This is a genomic window from Brumimicrobium glaciale (assembly GCF_004152935.1).
GTDB classification, from domain to species: domain Bacteria; phylum Bacteroidota; class Bacteroidia; order Flavobacteriales_D; family Crocinitomicaceae; genus Brumimicrobium; species Brumimicrobium glaciale.
In genome coordinates this window covers 493,320-507,701 of record NZ_SETE01000003.1, presented here as the reverse complement: position 1 = coordinate 507,701, position 14,382 = coordinate 493,320, and the positions used below count along the sequence as shown (strand labels likewise).

16 protein-coding genes are annotated in these 14,382 nt (G+C 32.9%); all 16 read right to left on the bottom strand.

Features of this window, described 5'->3' with window-relative positions:
- Positions 1-332: 332 nt before the first annotated feature.
- Positions 333-1,103, bottom strand: a complete 771-nt coding sequence (locus ERX46_RS09330) for a nitrilase-related carbon-nitrogen hydrolase (protein WP_130093592.1) — start codon at positions 1,101-1,103, stop codon at positions 333-335.
- Positions 1,091-2,230: a methionine aminotransferase gene (locus ERX46_RS09325; RefSeq protein WP_130093591.1), complete on the bottom strand. Its 1,140-nt coding sequence runs from the start codon at positions 2,228-2,230 to the stop codon at positions 1,091-1,093. Before ERX46_RS09325 ends, ERX46_RS09330 begins: the two co-directional genes overlap by 13 nt.
- Before the next feature lie 123 nt (positions 2,231-2,353).
- Entirely contained in the window at positions 2,354-3,898 is a 1,545-nt protein-coding gene (locus tag ERX46_RS09320; RefSeq protein ID WP_130093590.1) for an acyl-CoA carboxylase subunit beta, read from the bottom strand.
- 219 nt (positions 3,899-4,117) lie between these two features.
- Complete coding sequence (locus ERX46_RS09315; RefSeq protein WP_130093589.1) at positions 4,118-4,465, bottom strand: hypothetical protein; 348 nt, start codon at positions 4,463-4,465, stop codon at positions 4,118-4,120.
- A 192-nt stretch (positions 4,466-4,657) separates the two neighbouring features.
- The gene (locus ERX46_RS09310) at positions 4,658-5,101 is read right to left on the bottom strand and encodes an RES family NAD+ phosphorylase (protein ID WP_317127188.1); all 444 of its coding nucleotides are present in this window, start codon (positions 5,099-5,101) and stop codon (positions 4,658-4,660) included.
- A gap of 14 nt (positions 5,102-5,115) precedes the next feature.
- Complete coding sequence (gene parS, locus ERX46_RS09305; protein ID WP_130093587.1) at positions 5,116-5,631, bottom strand: type II RES/Xre toxin-antitoxin system antitoxin; 516 nt, start codon at positions 5,629-5,631, stop codon at positions 5,116-5,118.
- 57 nt (positions 5,632-5,688) lie between these two features.
- Positions 5,689-6,060, bottom strand: a complete 372-nt coding sequence (locus ERX46_RS09300) for a DUF1801 domain-containing protein (RefSeq protein WP_130093586.1) — start codon at positions 6,058-6,060, stop codon at positions 5,689-5,691.
- A gap of 12 nt (positions 6,061-6,072) precedes the next feature.
- Entirely contained in the window at positions 6,073-7,098 is a 1,026-nt protein-coding gene (locus tag ERX46_RS09295; RefSeq protein ID WP_130093585.1) for a hypothetical protein, read from the bottom strand.
- 10 nt (positions 7,099-7,108) lie between these two features.
- Positions 7,109-8,524 (bottom strand): MBOAT family O-acyltransferase, encoded by a 1,416-nt coding sequence (locus ERX46_RS09290; protein WP_130093584.1) that lies wholly within the window; start codon positions 8,522-8,524, stop codon positions 7,109-7,111.
- Positions 8,525-8,724: 200 nt separating this feature from the next.
- Positions 8,725-9,459, bottom strand: a complete 735-nt coding sequence (locus ERX46_RS09285) for a sulfite exporter TauE/SafE family protein (protein ID WP_130093583.1) — start codon at positions 9,457-9,459, stop codon at positions 8,725-8,727.
- A 199-nt stretch (positions 9,460-9,658) separates the two neighbouring features.
- A complete protein-coding gene (locus tag ERX46_RS09280; RefSeq protein WP_130093582.1) occupies positions 9,659-10,084 on the bottom strand; it encodes a PepSY-like domain-containing protein in 426 nt (141 codons plus the stop codon).
- 26 nt (positions 10,085-10,110) lie between these two features.
- A complete protein-coding gene (locus ERX46_RS09275) occupies positions 10,111-10,548 on the bottom strand; it encodes a PepSY-like domain-containing protein (protein ID WP_130093581.1) in 438 nt (145 codons plus the stop codon).
- A gap of 63 nt (positions 10,549-10,611) precedes the next feature.
- Entirely contained in the window at positions 10,612-11,898 is a 1,287-nt protein-coding gene (locus ERX46_RS09270; RefSeq protein ID WP_130093580.1) for a sensor histidine kinase, read from the bottom strand.
- Positions 11,895-12,572: a response regulator transcription factor gene (locus ERX46_RS09265; RefSeq protein WP_130093579.1), complete on the bottom strand. Its 678-nt coding sequence runs from the start codon at positions 12,570-12,572 to the stop codon at positions 11,895-11,897. Before ERX46_RS09265 ends, ERX46_RS09270 begins: the two co-directional genes overlap by 4 nt.
- 122 nt (positions 12,573-12,694) lie before the next feature.
- Complete coding sequence (locus ERX46_RS09260; protein WP_130093578.1) at positions 12,695-13,792, bottom strand: Fic family protein; 1,098 nt, start codon at positions 13,790-13,792, stop codon at positions 12,695-12,697.
- Between the two features lie 158 nt (positions 13,793-13,950).
- On the bottom strand, positions 13,951-14,379 hold the full coding sequence (mscL, locus tag ERX46_RS09255; RefSeq protein WP_130093577.1) for a large-conductance mechanosensitive channel protein MscL: 429 nt from the start codon (positions 14,377-14,379) through the stop codon (positions 13,951-13,953).
- Between the last annotated feature and the right edge of the window lie 3 nt (positions 14,380-14,382).

Genomic DNA, 14,382 nt, shown 5'->3' with positions numbered 1-14,382 from the left:
CATCTTTTAAAACGATTCTTTAGATTTCCTCCCCCTGCCTCCTCCAAAGGGGGAGACGCAATCAACTTCCTTTTAGTAAAAGGAAAAACACATAATCATTTACTAAGGTTTTATTGCAAGTGTCTTTTAAGGATTAAATAAATTCGTCCTAAATATTTATTAGCAAAAGCTATTATATACTCTAAAGAAAACGGCTAATTTGTGCACCTCCACCTTTTGGAGGGGGATAAAGGGGGAGGACTTAACTCAAACTTTTCCTCTTTTTTTTTTTCTCTGCGAACCTCCGCTCCTCCGCGCAACTCTGCGTAATTCTTCTTTCACCGCAGGTGACCTCACCTATCCTTCAGAAATGGCATCACTTTCCTCACTTCTTTCAATGTTTCATGTTCCAATTCTTCATTTACGACATGTTCATCATAAGAAACCGAGCTGACAATCATTCCAGAAGGAGCTATGATACATGAATCACCAGAATAAGTTAATCCATTACTGTCTTCTCCTACTCTATTTACGCCGATCACATACACTTGGTTTTCGATTGCTCTGGCTTGCAATAAAGTACTCCAATGTAAATTGCGTTTTTCTGGCCAATTGGCTACATTTATGAGTAAATCATATTCATAAATGTCATTTTTAACCGAATTTCTTGCTATTTCTGGAAAACGAAGGTCATAACAAACTTGCAAGAATATCTTCCAGCCTTTGTATTCGAAAATCGTGTTTTCTTTTCCTGGCGTGAAAGTTTTGTCTTCTTTCGCTAACCCAAACAACTTGCGTTTATTGTATTGTTGCATTGAACCATCCGCTTGGATAAATACCATGCGATTGTTAAACTCATTTCCATCTTGAATAATCAAAGAAGCCACCATTGCACATTCGTATTTGGCTGCCATTTTCTTTAACCATTGAACACTTTCACCGTTGATAGATTCCGCCATTTCTGCAGCATTCATCGTAAATGCAGTTTGGAACATTTCAGGAAACACCACAATATCTGTAGGTAATTGCACTTCTTTCAACATGGTTTCAAAATGTGCTAAGTTGGCTTTCTTATCTTCCCAAACTTGGTCACATTGTATCAAACTTACTTTTAAATCTTGCATAATTTTTCTGTTGCTTTAATGATTGTTTCTTCATCTTTTGCGAAACAAAAACGAATCAAATGATCGTCGTGTTGGTCTTTGTTAAATCCAGAAACTGGAATTACTGCAACTCCATGTTTTTGGGTCATTTCTGTAGCAAAGTCAACATCGCCTAATTTACTAATTTCACTGTAACGTGCCACCTGAAAATACGTTCCTTGGCAATCCAAGAGTTCAAATCGGCTATTTTTCATCAATCCACGGAAGAAATCACGTTTTTTTTGATAAAACTCACCCAATTGAGATAAATCTGCTTGTGGTAAATAATTGGCTAAAGTCATTTGAGCTGTGCTGTTCACACAAAAAACAACATATTGGTGAATCTTCTTTACTTCGTCCATTAAGTATTTTGGAGCCACGAGATAACCAATTTTCCATCCTGTTACGTGAAACGTTTTTCCAAATGAAGAAACGATAAACGAACGATCACGAATAGCTTTACGGGTATTGACAGAGATGTGCTTTTGTTCAAAATGAATAAACTCATACACCTCATCTGACATTAAATAAATATGTGGATTGCGTTGCATGATTTGTTCTATCGCTAACATGTCTTCTTCGGAAAATACTGTTCCTCCAGGATTATGCGGATTATTTATAATCAATAATTTTGTAGCTGCTGAAATAGCATCTTCCACTTTATTCCAATCCACAGAAAAGTCAGCTTCCATATTAATATGAATTGGTTTTCCTCCTGCTAATTCCACAGAAGGCGCATAACAATCATAAGAAGGATCCAAAACGATGGCTTCATCTCCACGGTGAATTGTAGCTTGAATTGCTGTAAATATAGCTTGCGTTGCTCCAGCAGTTACCAAAAGTTCTTCCTCTGGATTAACATTTCGACCGTAATGCGTAGAAATTTTCTGACTAATTTCGACCAATAATCTTGGCGAACCAGCCATTGGCAGGTATTGATGATGATCTCCTTTGATGACTTCCTCGTAATTTTTAACGAGTTCTGGTGCCACAGGGAAATTTGGAAAACCTTGTGATAAATTTATAGCGTTGTATTGTGCTGCCATTTTCGACATCACACTAAAAACACTGGTTCCAATATGCGGTAGTTTCGATTTGAATTCACTCATTTTTATATACTTTAATGGAGCATTAAAGTAATAAAATCTTTTCGGTTGGTGGTTTTATCTGGTGTTATTTCCACATTATGTGGAGGCGCAATGCATTGCGCCTCTACAGAATGTGGAAAATATTTACATTGGTATATTCCCATGCTTTTTATTCGGCAATTCCTCTTTTTTATTTTCTAAAATTTTGAATGCATTGGCAACGCGATTTCTTGTTTCTGAAGGTTTGATTACATCATCAATAAATCCACGTTCAGCTGCTCTGTAAGGATTAGCGAACATTTCAGCATATTCTGCTTCTTTTTCTGCCAATTTTGCAACTGGATCTGCTGCTGCGGCAATTTCTCTTCTAAAGATAATTTCTGCTGCACCTTTTGCTCCCATTACTGCAATTTCTGCTGTTGGCCATGCAAAGTTAAAATCAGCTCCAATGTTCTTAGAATTCATTACATCAAATGCTCCTCCGTAAGCTTTACGTGTGATAACAGTTACTCTTGGCACAGTAGCTTCACTAAATGCGTACAACAATTTTGCTCCGTGAGCGATAATTCCATTCCATTCTTGGTCTGTTCCTGGTAAGAATCCAGGTACATCTTCAAATGTCAATAATGGAATATTAAAAGCATCACAGAAACGAACAAATCTTGCTCCTTTTCTTGATGAGTCGATGTCTAAAACTCCGGCTAAAGAAATCGGTTGATTGGCAACTACACCAATTGTTCTTCCTTCAACTCGGGCGAAACCTACAACGATATTAGTTGCGAAATCTTTGTGTACTTCACGGAAAGATTCATCATCAATCACGTGTTCTATCACCTCACGAATATCGTAAGGCATATTGTTGTTCTCTGGTAAAATTGAACCGATTGTTTCAATTTTTTTCCCGTTGAACTCAAAATTCTTTTTGTGTGGCGCCAATGATTGCCAGTTTTGCGGTAAATACGTCATTAAATCACGTACTTCCTTTAAAACCGTTACATCGTTTGGACTTGTAAAGTGGTTTACTCCATATTTTTCAGCATGGGCTTTTGCTCCACCTAAATCTTCTGAAGTTACTTCTTCGTGTGTTACAGTTTTCACAACGTTTGGTCCTGTTACAAACATATAAGAAGTGTCTTCTACCATGAAAACGAAATCTGTCAATGCTGGAGAATAAACTGCTCCACCTGCACAAGGTCCCATAATTACACTCAATTGTGGAATTACACCAGACGCTCTTGTGTTTCTATAGAAAATATCAGCGTAACCAGCCAATGAAACTACTCCTTCTTGAATTCTCGCTCCACCAGAATCATTTAATCCAATAATTGGTGTTTGACTCTTCATTGCCAAATCCATTATTTTACAAATTTTCTCTGCATACGTTTCAGAGAGTGAACCTCCTAAAACTGTAAAATCTTGAGAAAATACATAAATTGGTCGACCATGAATTGTTCCGTAACCTGTTACCACTCCATCTCCAGGATATTTTTCTTTGTCTAATCCAAAATCCTTTGAGCGGTGTTCAACAAACATTCCCATTTCTTGAAAAGATTTTTCATCCAACAAAAGTGTGATTCGCTCACGAGCAGTTAGTTTCCCTTTCTTGTGTTGACTGTCAATTCGTTTTTGACCACCACCTAACATTGCTTCAGCGCGTTTTTCTTCTAATCTTTTATTGATGTCTTCCATAATTCCTTTTTTCTGTACTTTCTTGGTAGGCGTTAAATATCGGAATTTTCTTTAGAATAGGAAAATAATGATTAATTGTTAATCTGCCAGAGGTCGGACAAGTTGGTAAAAGGTAAACGTGAGAGGGATTTTGGAGAGATTTAATTGAATGAATTAAAAACTGAAGTGAATTATTGATCGGGAGCAATTGTTAGTCATTTGGAATATTACATTTAATTCTCACCTCCCACAGTCAATCAATAAAGGTCCGTTTTTTTCAATAAAAATTTTTTTTACTCTATCATCGTTTTGATAGTAGTTTGCGAAATCAATTTTAAGTTCTTCGTATTTTTTTTGATTTGGATTTTCTTGGATTTTTATTTTAATTAATCTTCCAAAAGGTGTGATTTTATATCTTCCATCAGTGGTAGTAATTGAGTAATTACCTCCTCCAATAACACCATAACTTTCGTTAAAAACTTCTAAAGATTTTATAAAAGCATCCGTCTCTTTAAAAAGCTCTTTTCTTTCCGAAGAGCAAGCGAGGATAAAAAATAGGCTTAAAACATAAATAGGTAACTGTTTCATAGTTGATTTGGTTGGTTCATACAAAAAATCTAAACTTCTTTGTAGACCAAAGCTATCAAAATATTAGAACATCACCAACTCATTATCAATTTTTTAAATAACACAATAAAAATTAGTAGATTTAGGTCTACTGTTTTATCGCTTGAATATTTATTGAGAAAAATATAATCTGAGAAATTTGAATCGAATAAACTATTTAAAAATTCGCTTGTCAAAAGGGAAACTAACTATATCGATTATTTTAATTTGATTGAATTCAGGATGATGAGGATTAATTAGGTAATTATAATCTCCTTGCACAACAGCTGATGGAACCTTTAAGACACAACTACTAGATGAGTCAATAAATTGGTCTCCAATAATTTGAGTAGATAGCATCGGCGGGTTGCTATTCCAATTTTTATTAAGTTTTTCTAGTTTTAAAATATTCACTTTAACTATTGCTGGAATGTCAATTTCTATCATCACAAAATCGCCTGGTAAAGTGGCAAGAGACAAATGAACGGCAACTTCTGCCATTGCAAGTGCTCTGCTATCTGCAGTATAAATAATTTCAGTTCCTTTTGAATTCCAGCGATTTCCATATTTCGCAGCACCCTTTCCATTTAGTTCTTTCGCATATTTTCGCTTTGACAATCGATAAACTTTCATTAGGCGAAAATTCCGTGTTCAATTCTATTTAATTCTGCCATCACCATTTCTTTTCCGTAAGAATCTTTTAAAAGTTCTAAAGGTTTCAGATTTCCAAGCGCATGTGAAGGAGTTTTTAACCAGAGGTAGAATTGCTCTGTAGAATCAAACACCTTATTTCCGAAAATTGTAACTTCTGCTATTTCAATAATTTTCTCTGTGTGAATTGACTTGAAAAAATGATTTTCATCGCTACTGTATCTTTGTAATGTCTTTTTGGAAATGTTCAAGTATTCTGTCCAGTCATCTTCTAAAAATGGTGTTAGTTCCTTTATTCTATTGAATAACTGATAAGGCAAGCCATGTCTAATTGCATGAACTAAAAGCAATTTATTCTCAAAGAAATTCAAATAGGTAATCTTATCGCTATCGAATTCAAATCGTGATGATTTACTTATATTTCGAACATATAATCGAATAGCTTTATCTAAAGCGTTGAAATCTTTTGATGAATTTTTATTTTCCTTAATTATCATGACAAGACATTTGTCCATAAATATAAGACATTTGTTTGGAATATAGAAGTATTACAATTAATTCTTCGTCTTTATCACTCCATTTCGATACAAATCAAGAGCACTTTGTAAAATATTTTCAATCAAATCAATTGGCAAATCTGTATTCGGATCAATATTCAAAACCTTCATTCTGGTGCGCGTTCCTTGGTCTAATTCTGGGAAATCTATACGAGCTCCTTCAACCATTAAAATGTAAGGTTCTTTTAGTTTTTTATCAATCATCAGAAAGCAAAACATCTTATTTTTATAGCTAAAACATGGAGAGTTCCATTTCAGAGATTCAGAAATATTTTCATCTTGTTCCAGAATAATATCACGCAATACAAGTAAACAACTCTTATTGGGCTCTTCCTTTTTTAGATAATAATTGTGTGGTTCTTGACTCATTTTAACTTCAATTTATTCGACTGATTTAAAATCTTTTCTGTGCCATTTTTTCAATCCTTCTGCCACGTTTTTTGCTACAATTTTTCGTCCCTTTTCGGCATAATGTTCCGTTGTCCAATCTTGATCAATGAATTGCTCATCATCCACATTGTTCAAATTATTTATGACAGTTACTCCTTTGTCTTCGTAATAATTAATCAGTTTCTCTGCATTTTGATTCATCATAAAAATCAAGTCTTCTCCTACTAAATCATCCGCTTTTTGCGTATTCTCGGCCAACAAATTAAATACCAGGTTCCAATTTCGTTCTTTTGCCAAAGTTACAATAGCATTGAAATCTTTAATTCTAGGATTATTTTCAAAGTCAATTTGAAATCCATAGGTTTTAATGTAATGACAAGCCAAATCAGATTTCACTTTGTCGTACATATCATTATTTGCCATCCAGTAATCCCATTCAATAACATTTCTAAATTGAAAATTATCAGGCATTATGAACTTATCTTTCGACCATTTCTTGTGAATATCGTCACTTCTCATAGTCTCTGATCTATTGTCATAATTCTTAAATGACAACATAAAACGATTAAATAATGGTGGATACGATTGAATTAAAACAAAGCTTTTCTGCAATGCAGCCTCTAAATCTGAATTAATCCATTGTGCATTAAAAGATCTCAAGTTTAGCGTTACAACAATCGACTCAACATGATTTTCTTGCGGAATTAATTCTAAAAGTTTTTTATAAACTCCAGCATGACTAGCAGGTTTTGTGATATCGTAAAGTTTTAACTCTTGATAAAAATCACCTACAAATTCAGAAATGGCTCTTTTATCTAAATCATCTTCACGATAAGTAATGTTTGAAGATTCTCCAATGTAAATAATGTCTGCGTTATTAGGAATAACGCTCACTAAATTTATAATCTTAGCATGTTTTTTAAGATCATTTTCATAAAACCATTTGGCGTAAATAAAATTAAACACAACTAACATGGTTGCCAGGATAATCAATCTTATAAATATCTTTTTCAGCATATCTTAATTGTTAAAATTGAAAATAGATGAATGGAAAATCTTCGACTCCCGCAAAGACGATAATTGCAAATATTAAAACGCCATAAACCGTCCATCTTCCTATCGCAGGAAAATTTCCTAGCCAATTGTCAAAGCGTTTATTATACAAAAGTAAATCACTGATGATAAACAATGAAAAGAATACAATTAAGAAATTTGGAATGACTAATTCTGCTCCTGACATTCCAATATTTTCAAACAATAATTTAAAGATATTCATAGCACTTTCGAAGCTATCACTTCTGAAAAATACCCAAATCAAGGTAACGATTATGAATGTTTTAAGCGCTAAAGCAAAGTGTCCGAATGAATAAGGTTTGAACTCTTTGGTAATTTTCATTGACTTATTAAAAAAGTGCTCAATCATATAAACGATTCCAAATAATGCTCCCCAAATAAGGAAAGTCCAGCTGGCTCCGTGCCATAATCCACTTACCACAAAAACAATCAGAATATTGAAAATCCACCTTTGTTTTGATACGCGATTTCCTCCTAACGGGAAGTACAAATAATCTCTAAACCAAGTAGAAAGTGAAATATGCCACCTTTGCCAGAATTCAGAAATATTTTTGGCTAAATAGGGTGTTCTAAAATTATCCATCAGTTTAATTCCCATCAATTGTGCACTTCCAATGGCAATTATTGAATAGCCATAGAAATCGCTATAAATTTGGAAGGAATACAACATCAATCCTTTAAAAATATCGAAAGAAGAGAAGTTTTCCGGAGCAGAATAAACCTCATCAACAAGAATTGCTAAGTTATCTGCAATCACCATTTTGATGAATAATCCATACAATATCAGTCTTAATCCGTTGGCCAAATTATCGTAAGTGAAGACATGTTTTACTTTAAATTGCGGTGTTAATTTTGAAAAACGTTCAATTGGTCCAGCGACTAATTGTGGAAAAAACGAAACATACAAAGCAAAATATCCTAAATGTTTTTCGGCTTTTTGACGTCCATAATAAACGTCAATTGAATAACTTAATGTTTGGAAAGTATAAAATGAAATTCCTACAGGCAAGAGAAAATTCATCAATGGAACATTCTGTTTTACACTAAATTGATCTAAAAATTCGTTCAAATTATTTGCTGCAAAATTGAAATATTTAAAGAAAAATAAAAGTCCAAGATTGGTGGTGAGACTCAATATCAATAGTAATCGTCGTTTTCTTTTAGTGGAAGATTTTTCCATTAAAATACCAGTAGAATAATCAATCAATGTGGAAAATGCGATAAGGAAAATGTATTCCACTTTCCAACTCATGTAGAAGTAGTAACTTGCCGTAAGCAGCATAATCCACCTGTATTTCTGAGGAATCAGATAATACAAAAAGATTGCTATCGGTAAGAAAATAACAAAGTCAATTGTGTTAAAAAGCATACGCTACAAAATTACATAAGTTACCGTGTTTAATAAAAAACGAAAGCTACTGCTCTACTTTTTAATCTCTTTAATAACTTAATCTGACAAATATAAGTTTCACTTTTTAAGAATATCAATTTGGTAGAACTTTTTGTGGAAGAGAATTAAGGATCTAGGATTTTATTTTCTAGAAAAACAACTGAAGTTTATTTGATAAATTAAAATATAGACTGTCCCAGCAACAGCGCACCGACACAAAGTAAACCAACATAAATATATTTCAAAAAAGTATCATCTTTTAATCGTTGGTTAATAAATCTACCCACTAAAATGGCTGGAATAATTACCGGAAGCGCAATTAAAAAGTAATAAGTTACTGTTGAAGTCCAAAGTTCATTGTACCAAAAACCTAACATTCCAATGAGTCCTGCGGGAAGAAAGTATGCTTGTAATGTGGCTCTAAATTGTTTGGCTGACCAGTTGCGTAGATTACCATAAATTACAATTGGTGGTCCATTGAAACCATAGGCACCTCCAAGAATTCCTGAGAAAAAGCCACATATGAATAACCAAAGTTTATTGTCTGTTTCTAACTTAAAAGAGTTTTTAGCCAACAGAGAATAAACCGAATATAGAATAATAAAAATTCCCAATCCAAATTTGACAACTATTTCATTTCCGTAAATAAGCAGAAGTAAACCAATTGGAATTCCTAAAGCTGCAAAAATTATTAGCCATTGAGCACTGTAAAAGTGAACTTTTTTTCGGTCTTGTGTCATCACGAAAGCTGCAATGAATATAGAAACCAGAACAGAAAGTGGAACCGCTACTTCAACTGGAATTAAGAAAGCCAGTAAAGGAACAGCAATTAAAGATTCCCCAAATCCAAATGTAGAACGCACCAAAGTGGCGATAAATAGAATTGATAAAATGTAGATTGTTAGAAAATCCATTCTTTTTGGAAGCTTTTGACGAGTTTTTTATGCTTTTCATTAAAAATGCATTGTAATTTTCAAATTTAAGAAGAAAATTACCTTTTAATCGTAAAGTTTCAATTAACAGAAAAATGAATTATTAATTCTAAAAGTACATTAAAACAAAAAACGGTTTAGGAATTACCCCAAACCGTTTTCATAGTAGTAAAATCGAATTTTAATTCTCGATTCTAAGGAAATCTCCATTCATATTAAACACTAAACCAACTTCATTATCCAATTCTACTTGTTGATTTTTGTCATCTAATTCCCAATCTGTAATTACATTGTCAGGATAATTAGTAACTACATAGTCGTTGATTTTCGTAGGAATAACGCTACTTGGAAGTTCAGAAACCCCATCGATATCAATGATTTCCTTTTTCCTATTAAACTCAAGGGAAAAACTTCCTTCAAGTAACACGTCATAGGTCTTTGTGAAACCATCTTTATCTTCTATACTTTGAACAATCAAATTGTTCGGAAAGTGAGTTGCTGTATAATCTGTAATCTCGCTCGGTAAATCTGTTGACGGAACGATTTTTTCTTTTTCACAGCTTATTAATACTGCGACAACGGCTATGGTTCCTAGTATCTTTTTCATAATATTTAAATTATTTCAATGACCAATTAAAATGAAATTACCTTCCCGTCTTTTGAAAACAAAACATCGATTTCTTCATGACCTTTCTCTAACTCAACTTTGTAAGTTTCTACACCGTTTTCTACGATTTTCTTCACATCATCAATGCGGTAACCACTGTATTGTTTTTTGATTGCATTGCTCACTGCTTTTGGAAAATCTTTGTCTGTAATTTCTTGTGTGTAACGCGTCATTTTTCCATCTGCGTTATACCAAGCTTCGTAATCTGTAAACCATCCGATTTCAAATTCTACATTGTACAGATCACCTTTTTTCTCCCACTCTATGTCACTAGCTTCAGAAAACTGTTTCTTAAAGTTGTTTAGAATAACAGAAGGTACTTGACTTTCTGGAATGTCTTGGGCAAAAATTGTTCCTGCCCCGATAATAAATACTGCTAATAATTGAATTGCTCTTGTTCTCATTTTTATTTGTTTTTAATTTTTATACTACAAACTTAAAGCACGATTCTGGAAACAATTTGGAATTTAAACCTGAGCAAGAATATTATTGAAATTTATTTTAAAACAATGTTGATTTTCTGCAAATCCATAATTGATTTTCAGATTATATGAATTACAAATCGCAATGCTGATCGACAAACCCAAACCTGTACTGTCTTTTTTAGTTTGGTCTTTCTCAAAACGATTGAAAATAGTATCAGGATTTAATGAGAATGGATTCCCTGTGTTACAAACAATAAACTCTTCTGATGTAAAGGTTAATCTAATATTTCCATCCTTCTTATTGTGGAATATTGCGTTTTTAATCAAGTTCGAAAGCAGTATATCAGCTAAAGCTGGATTCATTTTTACTTTTAAATCTTTGGTTTCATCTAGTTCATATTCAATTTGCTTGAACGCTAATAATTCATCATAATTTGATAAGAGATTTTTAGCGGTCTCATTTAGTGAAATAGTTTCTTCCTCTAAAAACTGTTTATTTTCAATTTTTGCGAGGAGTAAAAGCGAATTATTCAATCTTTTTAATCTGTCCGCAATGTTAATTACATTAGCAATTGTATTTGCATCTTCGTCTTTCAAATCTTTAGATTCCAGCAATAATTCTAATTTTCCTATGATAATAGCAATAGGAGTTTGGAGTTCATGAGAAGCATTTTCTGTAAATTCCTTTTGGGAAAGAAAAGCTTCTTTTGAACGGTTAATTAATGTGTTGGCAGCTTCCTGCAGTTGAATAAATTCTTTAATATTTGAGTTGATTTCAATTGACTTTTCATTTTTGTCTAATCGGTAGGTTTTGAGTTGATTCAGAATGTCATAAAATGGATTCCAAATCTTTCTTAAAACAAAATTATTTACAATTATAATACTGACAACCAGTATAATAAATAACGAAACAACACTCCAAAAAGAGTCTTCAATCAAATCATCTTCTTCCACCAAAGAGGAAATTACTGTAATGCGGTAATATTGGTCATTGTGTTCAAATGCTGAATTCAAAAGTCGAACAGGTTCTAAATCATTTTCATTAAGTCGATACATCATCGTATCCTTAAAAACATCTCTGTATGCAAGCGCTTTTTCTTTTGAAACAGGATGAATTTTAAAGTTATTTCCTCCAAATTCATTTTGGGTAAGAAGCGTTGAATCACTGTGTACTTTTATTAAAATCAGCAATCGATTATTATCTATTCCGTCATCTATACTGTCCCGAATTTCATCTTTTAGATTAAAATAAAAAATGACTGACCAAACTCCGATGATGATAAAAAACACCGCAGAAAGATAAATTAACGACCGATTTAAAAGTTTCATTTTTCAGTTAATTTATATCCAATTCCATAAATCATTTCTATAATTATTTGCGCATTAGATTCCTCTAATTTCTTTCTTAGATTCTTGATTTGATAATAAATAAAATCAAAATTATCTGCTTGGTCAATGTGGTCTCCCCAAACATATTCAGCCAAAGCCGTTTTGGTAATTAAACGGTTTTTATTACTCAAAAAGTAGTTCAAGATGTCAAATTCCTTCTTGTTCAAATGAATATTTCTATTATCGATTGTTAGCGTTCTTTCTTGGATATCTAAAACAACATTTTCAACTTCAATACAGTCTTTTCCTTTGAAGTTCTTTCTGCGCAATACTGCATTTATTCTGGCATTAAGTTCAGCTAGATGAAATGGTTTTGTCAAATAATCATCGGCTCCTAAAGCCAAACCTTTTACTTTGTCATCTAAAGAATTTTTCGCCGAAATGATGATCACATTTTCCGATTTCCCGTTCTTTTTAAGTTCTTCGAGTAAATCTAATCCATTGCCATTTGGAAGCATAATATCCAATAAAATACAATCGTAATCATAAATAGAAATCTTTTCAAAAGCCGAAGTAAAATCTGCAGCTGTCTCCACAATGTATTTCTCTTTTAACAGCGATTCTTTAATCGTTTCGCGTAAATCTCCCTCGTCCTCAATGATTAGAATTTTCATATTGTAAATTTAATACTTCGCAAGTATAAGATTGAAATATAGAAAGAATTGGGAATTTTGAGGTAATTAAGGAAAATCAATCATTTTTTGAATGACAGTTGGTTGATTTAAAACACTAATAATTATACTTCAATCATTTCATAATTTGTACTTCTTCCTCCAGATTCCTCTTGCTTTAAAATTCCTTTATTCATCAAATCCTTGATATCTCTCAAAGCAGTATCAACAGAACATTTAGTGATTTTCGCCCATTTTGATGTTTTTAGTTTTCCCGTAAAACCATCCAATAATTTATTCAACATCAATCTTTGTCTGCTATTCAATTCTGTTTCCTTATGTTTTTCCCAAAAACCAGCTTTTCCAAGTGTTCTTGTAATGGTTTCTTCGGTAGATTTCAATGCACGAAAGAGACAATTTAAAAACCAATCTAACCATTCTGTGATGTCTCCACTATTATTTTGAACATTTTGTAAAACTTCATAATACACCTTTCTTTCAATCAGAATTTGGCTAGAAAGACTGTAAAATCTTTGAGCGCTTTCCTCAGAACGTGCTAATAACAAATCAGATATTGCTCTAGCAACTCGACCATTCCCATCGTCAAAAGGATGAATTATAATAAACCAAAAATGTGCAATTGCAGATTTTAATACTGCGTCTAAACTATTATCTTCTTCAAACCATTTTAGAAAAACATCCATTTCTGATTTAACAACTTCAGGAGAAGGTGCTTGAAAATGAACTTTCTCTCTTCCCATTGCTCCAGAAACAATTTGCATTTCTTCTTTTCGATAGCGTCCGACTTCAATTCTATGCATACCACTCCAGCCTGTTGGGAATAATGAAGCATGCCAACTAAAAATTCTTTCTTCGGTTAATGGTTTTTTGAAATTTTGTGTTGCATCCAATATCATCTCTACGACTCCATCTACATCTCTTTCTGAAGGAACCATTCCTGCAAAGTTAACTCCTAATCTTCTTGCAATGGATGAACGAACTTGATCATAGTTTAAATTTTCTCCTTCTATTTCAGATGATTTAAGAACGTCTATTGTTAGATTAGATAAAATAGCCTCTTCCTTCAAAGTAAATCCAATATTATCCATTTGCCCGAAAATTTTTCCTTGCAAATGCCTTACCTTTCCTAAGGTTGAATTAATCTGCCTTTCATCCCAAGTGAAATCAGGCCATTGATCATATTGGTAAATATATTTTGTCATAATGCAGTAAATATATAACTTATTCACCGCATATTTAAGGCGAATAGAGATTTTATTCACCGCAAAAAGTTTCTCCAGATAAAAATCAGACATTTATCTAATCCTAAGCGCCAAAAAAGCCCCGAATCAACGAGGCTTTTCTTATAAATATTTTCGTTTTATTGTTTTTTCAACAAATCTCTAATCTCAATTAAAAGCGTTTCTTGTTTCGAAAGAGCTTCTGGAGCAGCTGCAACAACCTCTTCTTTCTTCTCCATTCTTTCTTTCATTTTATTGTACATTTTCACAACCATAAAAATTGCGAATGCTACGATTAAAAATGTGATGATCGTATTTATAAATGCACCATAAGTAATCGCTACTTCTGCAATTCCATCACCAGCTCCTTCTGCAGACTCAGCAGTTCCTGATTGAATTACATACTTTAATTTTGAAAAGTCAACACCTCCTAATAATTTCCCAATTGGTGGCATTAATATATCATTTACTAGTGATTTGACAATTGCTCCAAAATAAGTTGCCATGATCAAACCCACAGCCATATCAATCACATTTCCTTTGGCGATAAACTTCTTAAATTCCTTCATTTT

Excerpts from the sequence above, each read along its gene's own strand:
- ERX46_RS09315 (WP_130093589.1), bottom strand. The coding sequence starts at position 4,465 with ATGAAACAGTTACCTATTTATGTTTTAAGCCTATTTTTTATCCTCGCT.
- ERX46_RS09325 (WP_130093591.1), bottom strand. The coding sequence starts at position 2,230 with ATGAGTGAATTCAAATCGAAACTACCGCATATTGGAACCAGTGTTTTT.
- ERX46_RS09330 (WP_130093592.1), bottom strand. The coding sequence starts at position 1,103 with ATGCAAGATTTAAAAGTAAGTTTGATACAATGTGACCAAGTTTGGGAA.
- ERX46_RS09290 (WP_130093584.1), bottom strand. The coding sequence starts at position 8,524 with ATGCTTTTTAACACAATTGACTTTGTTATTTTCTTACCGATAGCAATC.
- ERX46_RS09270 (WP_130093580.1), bottom strand. The coding sequence starts at position 11,898 with ATGAAACTTTTAAATCGGTCGTTAATTTATCTTTCTGCGGTGTTTTTT.
- ERX46_RS09320 (WP_130093590.1), bottom strand. The coding sequence starts at position 3,898 with ATGGAAGACATCAATAAAAGATTAGAAGAAAAACGCGCTGAAGCAATG.
- mscL (WP_130093577.1), bottom strand. The coding sequence starts at position 14,379 with ATGAAGGAATTTAAGAAGTTTATCGCCAAAGGAAATGTGATTGATATG.
- ERX46_RS09280 (WP_130093582.1), bottom strand. The coding sequence starts at position 10,084 with ATGAAAAAGATACTAGGAACCATAGCCGTTGTCGCAGTATTAATAAGC.
- ERX46_RS09265 (WP_130093579.1), bottom strand. The coding sequence starts at position 12,572 with ATGAAAATTCTAATCATTGAGGACGAGGGAGATTTACGCGAAACGATT.
- ERX46_RS09295 (WP_130093585.1), bottom strand. The coding sequence starts at position 7,098 with ATGCTGAAAAAGATATTTATAAGATTGATTATCCTGGCAACCATGTTA.
- ERX46_RS09260 (WP_130093578.1), bottom strand. The coding sequence starts at position 13,792 with ATGACAAAATATATTTACCAATATGATCAATGGCCTGATTTCACTTGG.
- ERX46_RS09275 (WP_130093581.1), bottom strand. The coding sequence starts at position 10,548 with ATGAGAACAAGAGCAATTCAATTATTAGCAGTATTTATTATCGGGGCA.
- parS (WP_130093587.1), bottom strand. The coding sequence starts at position 5,631 with ATGATAATTAAGGAAAATAAAAATTCATCAAAAGATTTCAACGCTTTA.
- ERX46_RS09285 (WP_130093583.1), bottom strand. The coding sequence starts at position 9,459 with ATGGATTTTCTAACAATCTACATTTTATCAATTCTATTTATCGCCACT.
- ERX46_RS09300 (WP_130093586.1), bottom strand. The coding sequence starts at position 6,060 with ATGAGTCAAGAACCACACAATTATTATCTAAAAAAGGAAGAGCCCAAT.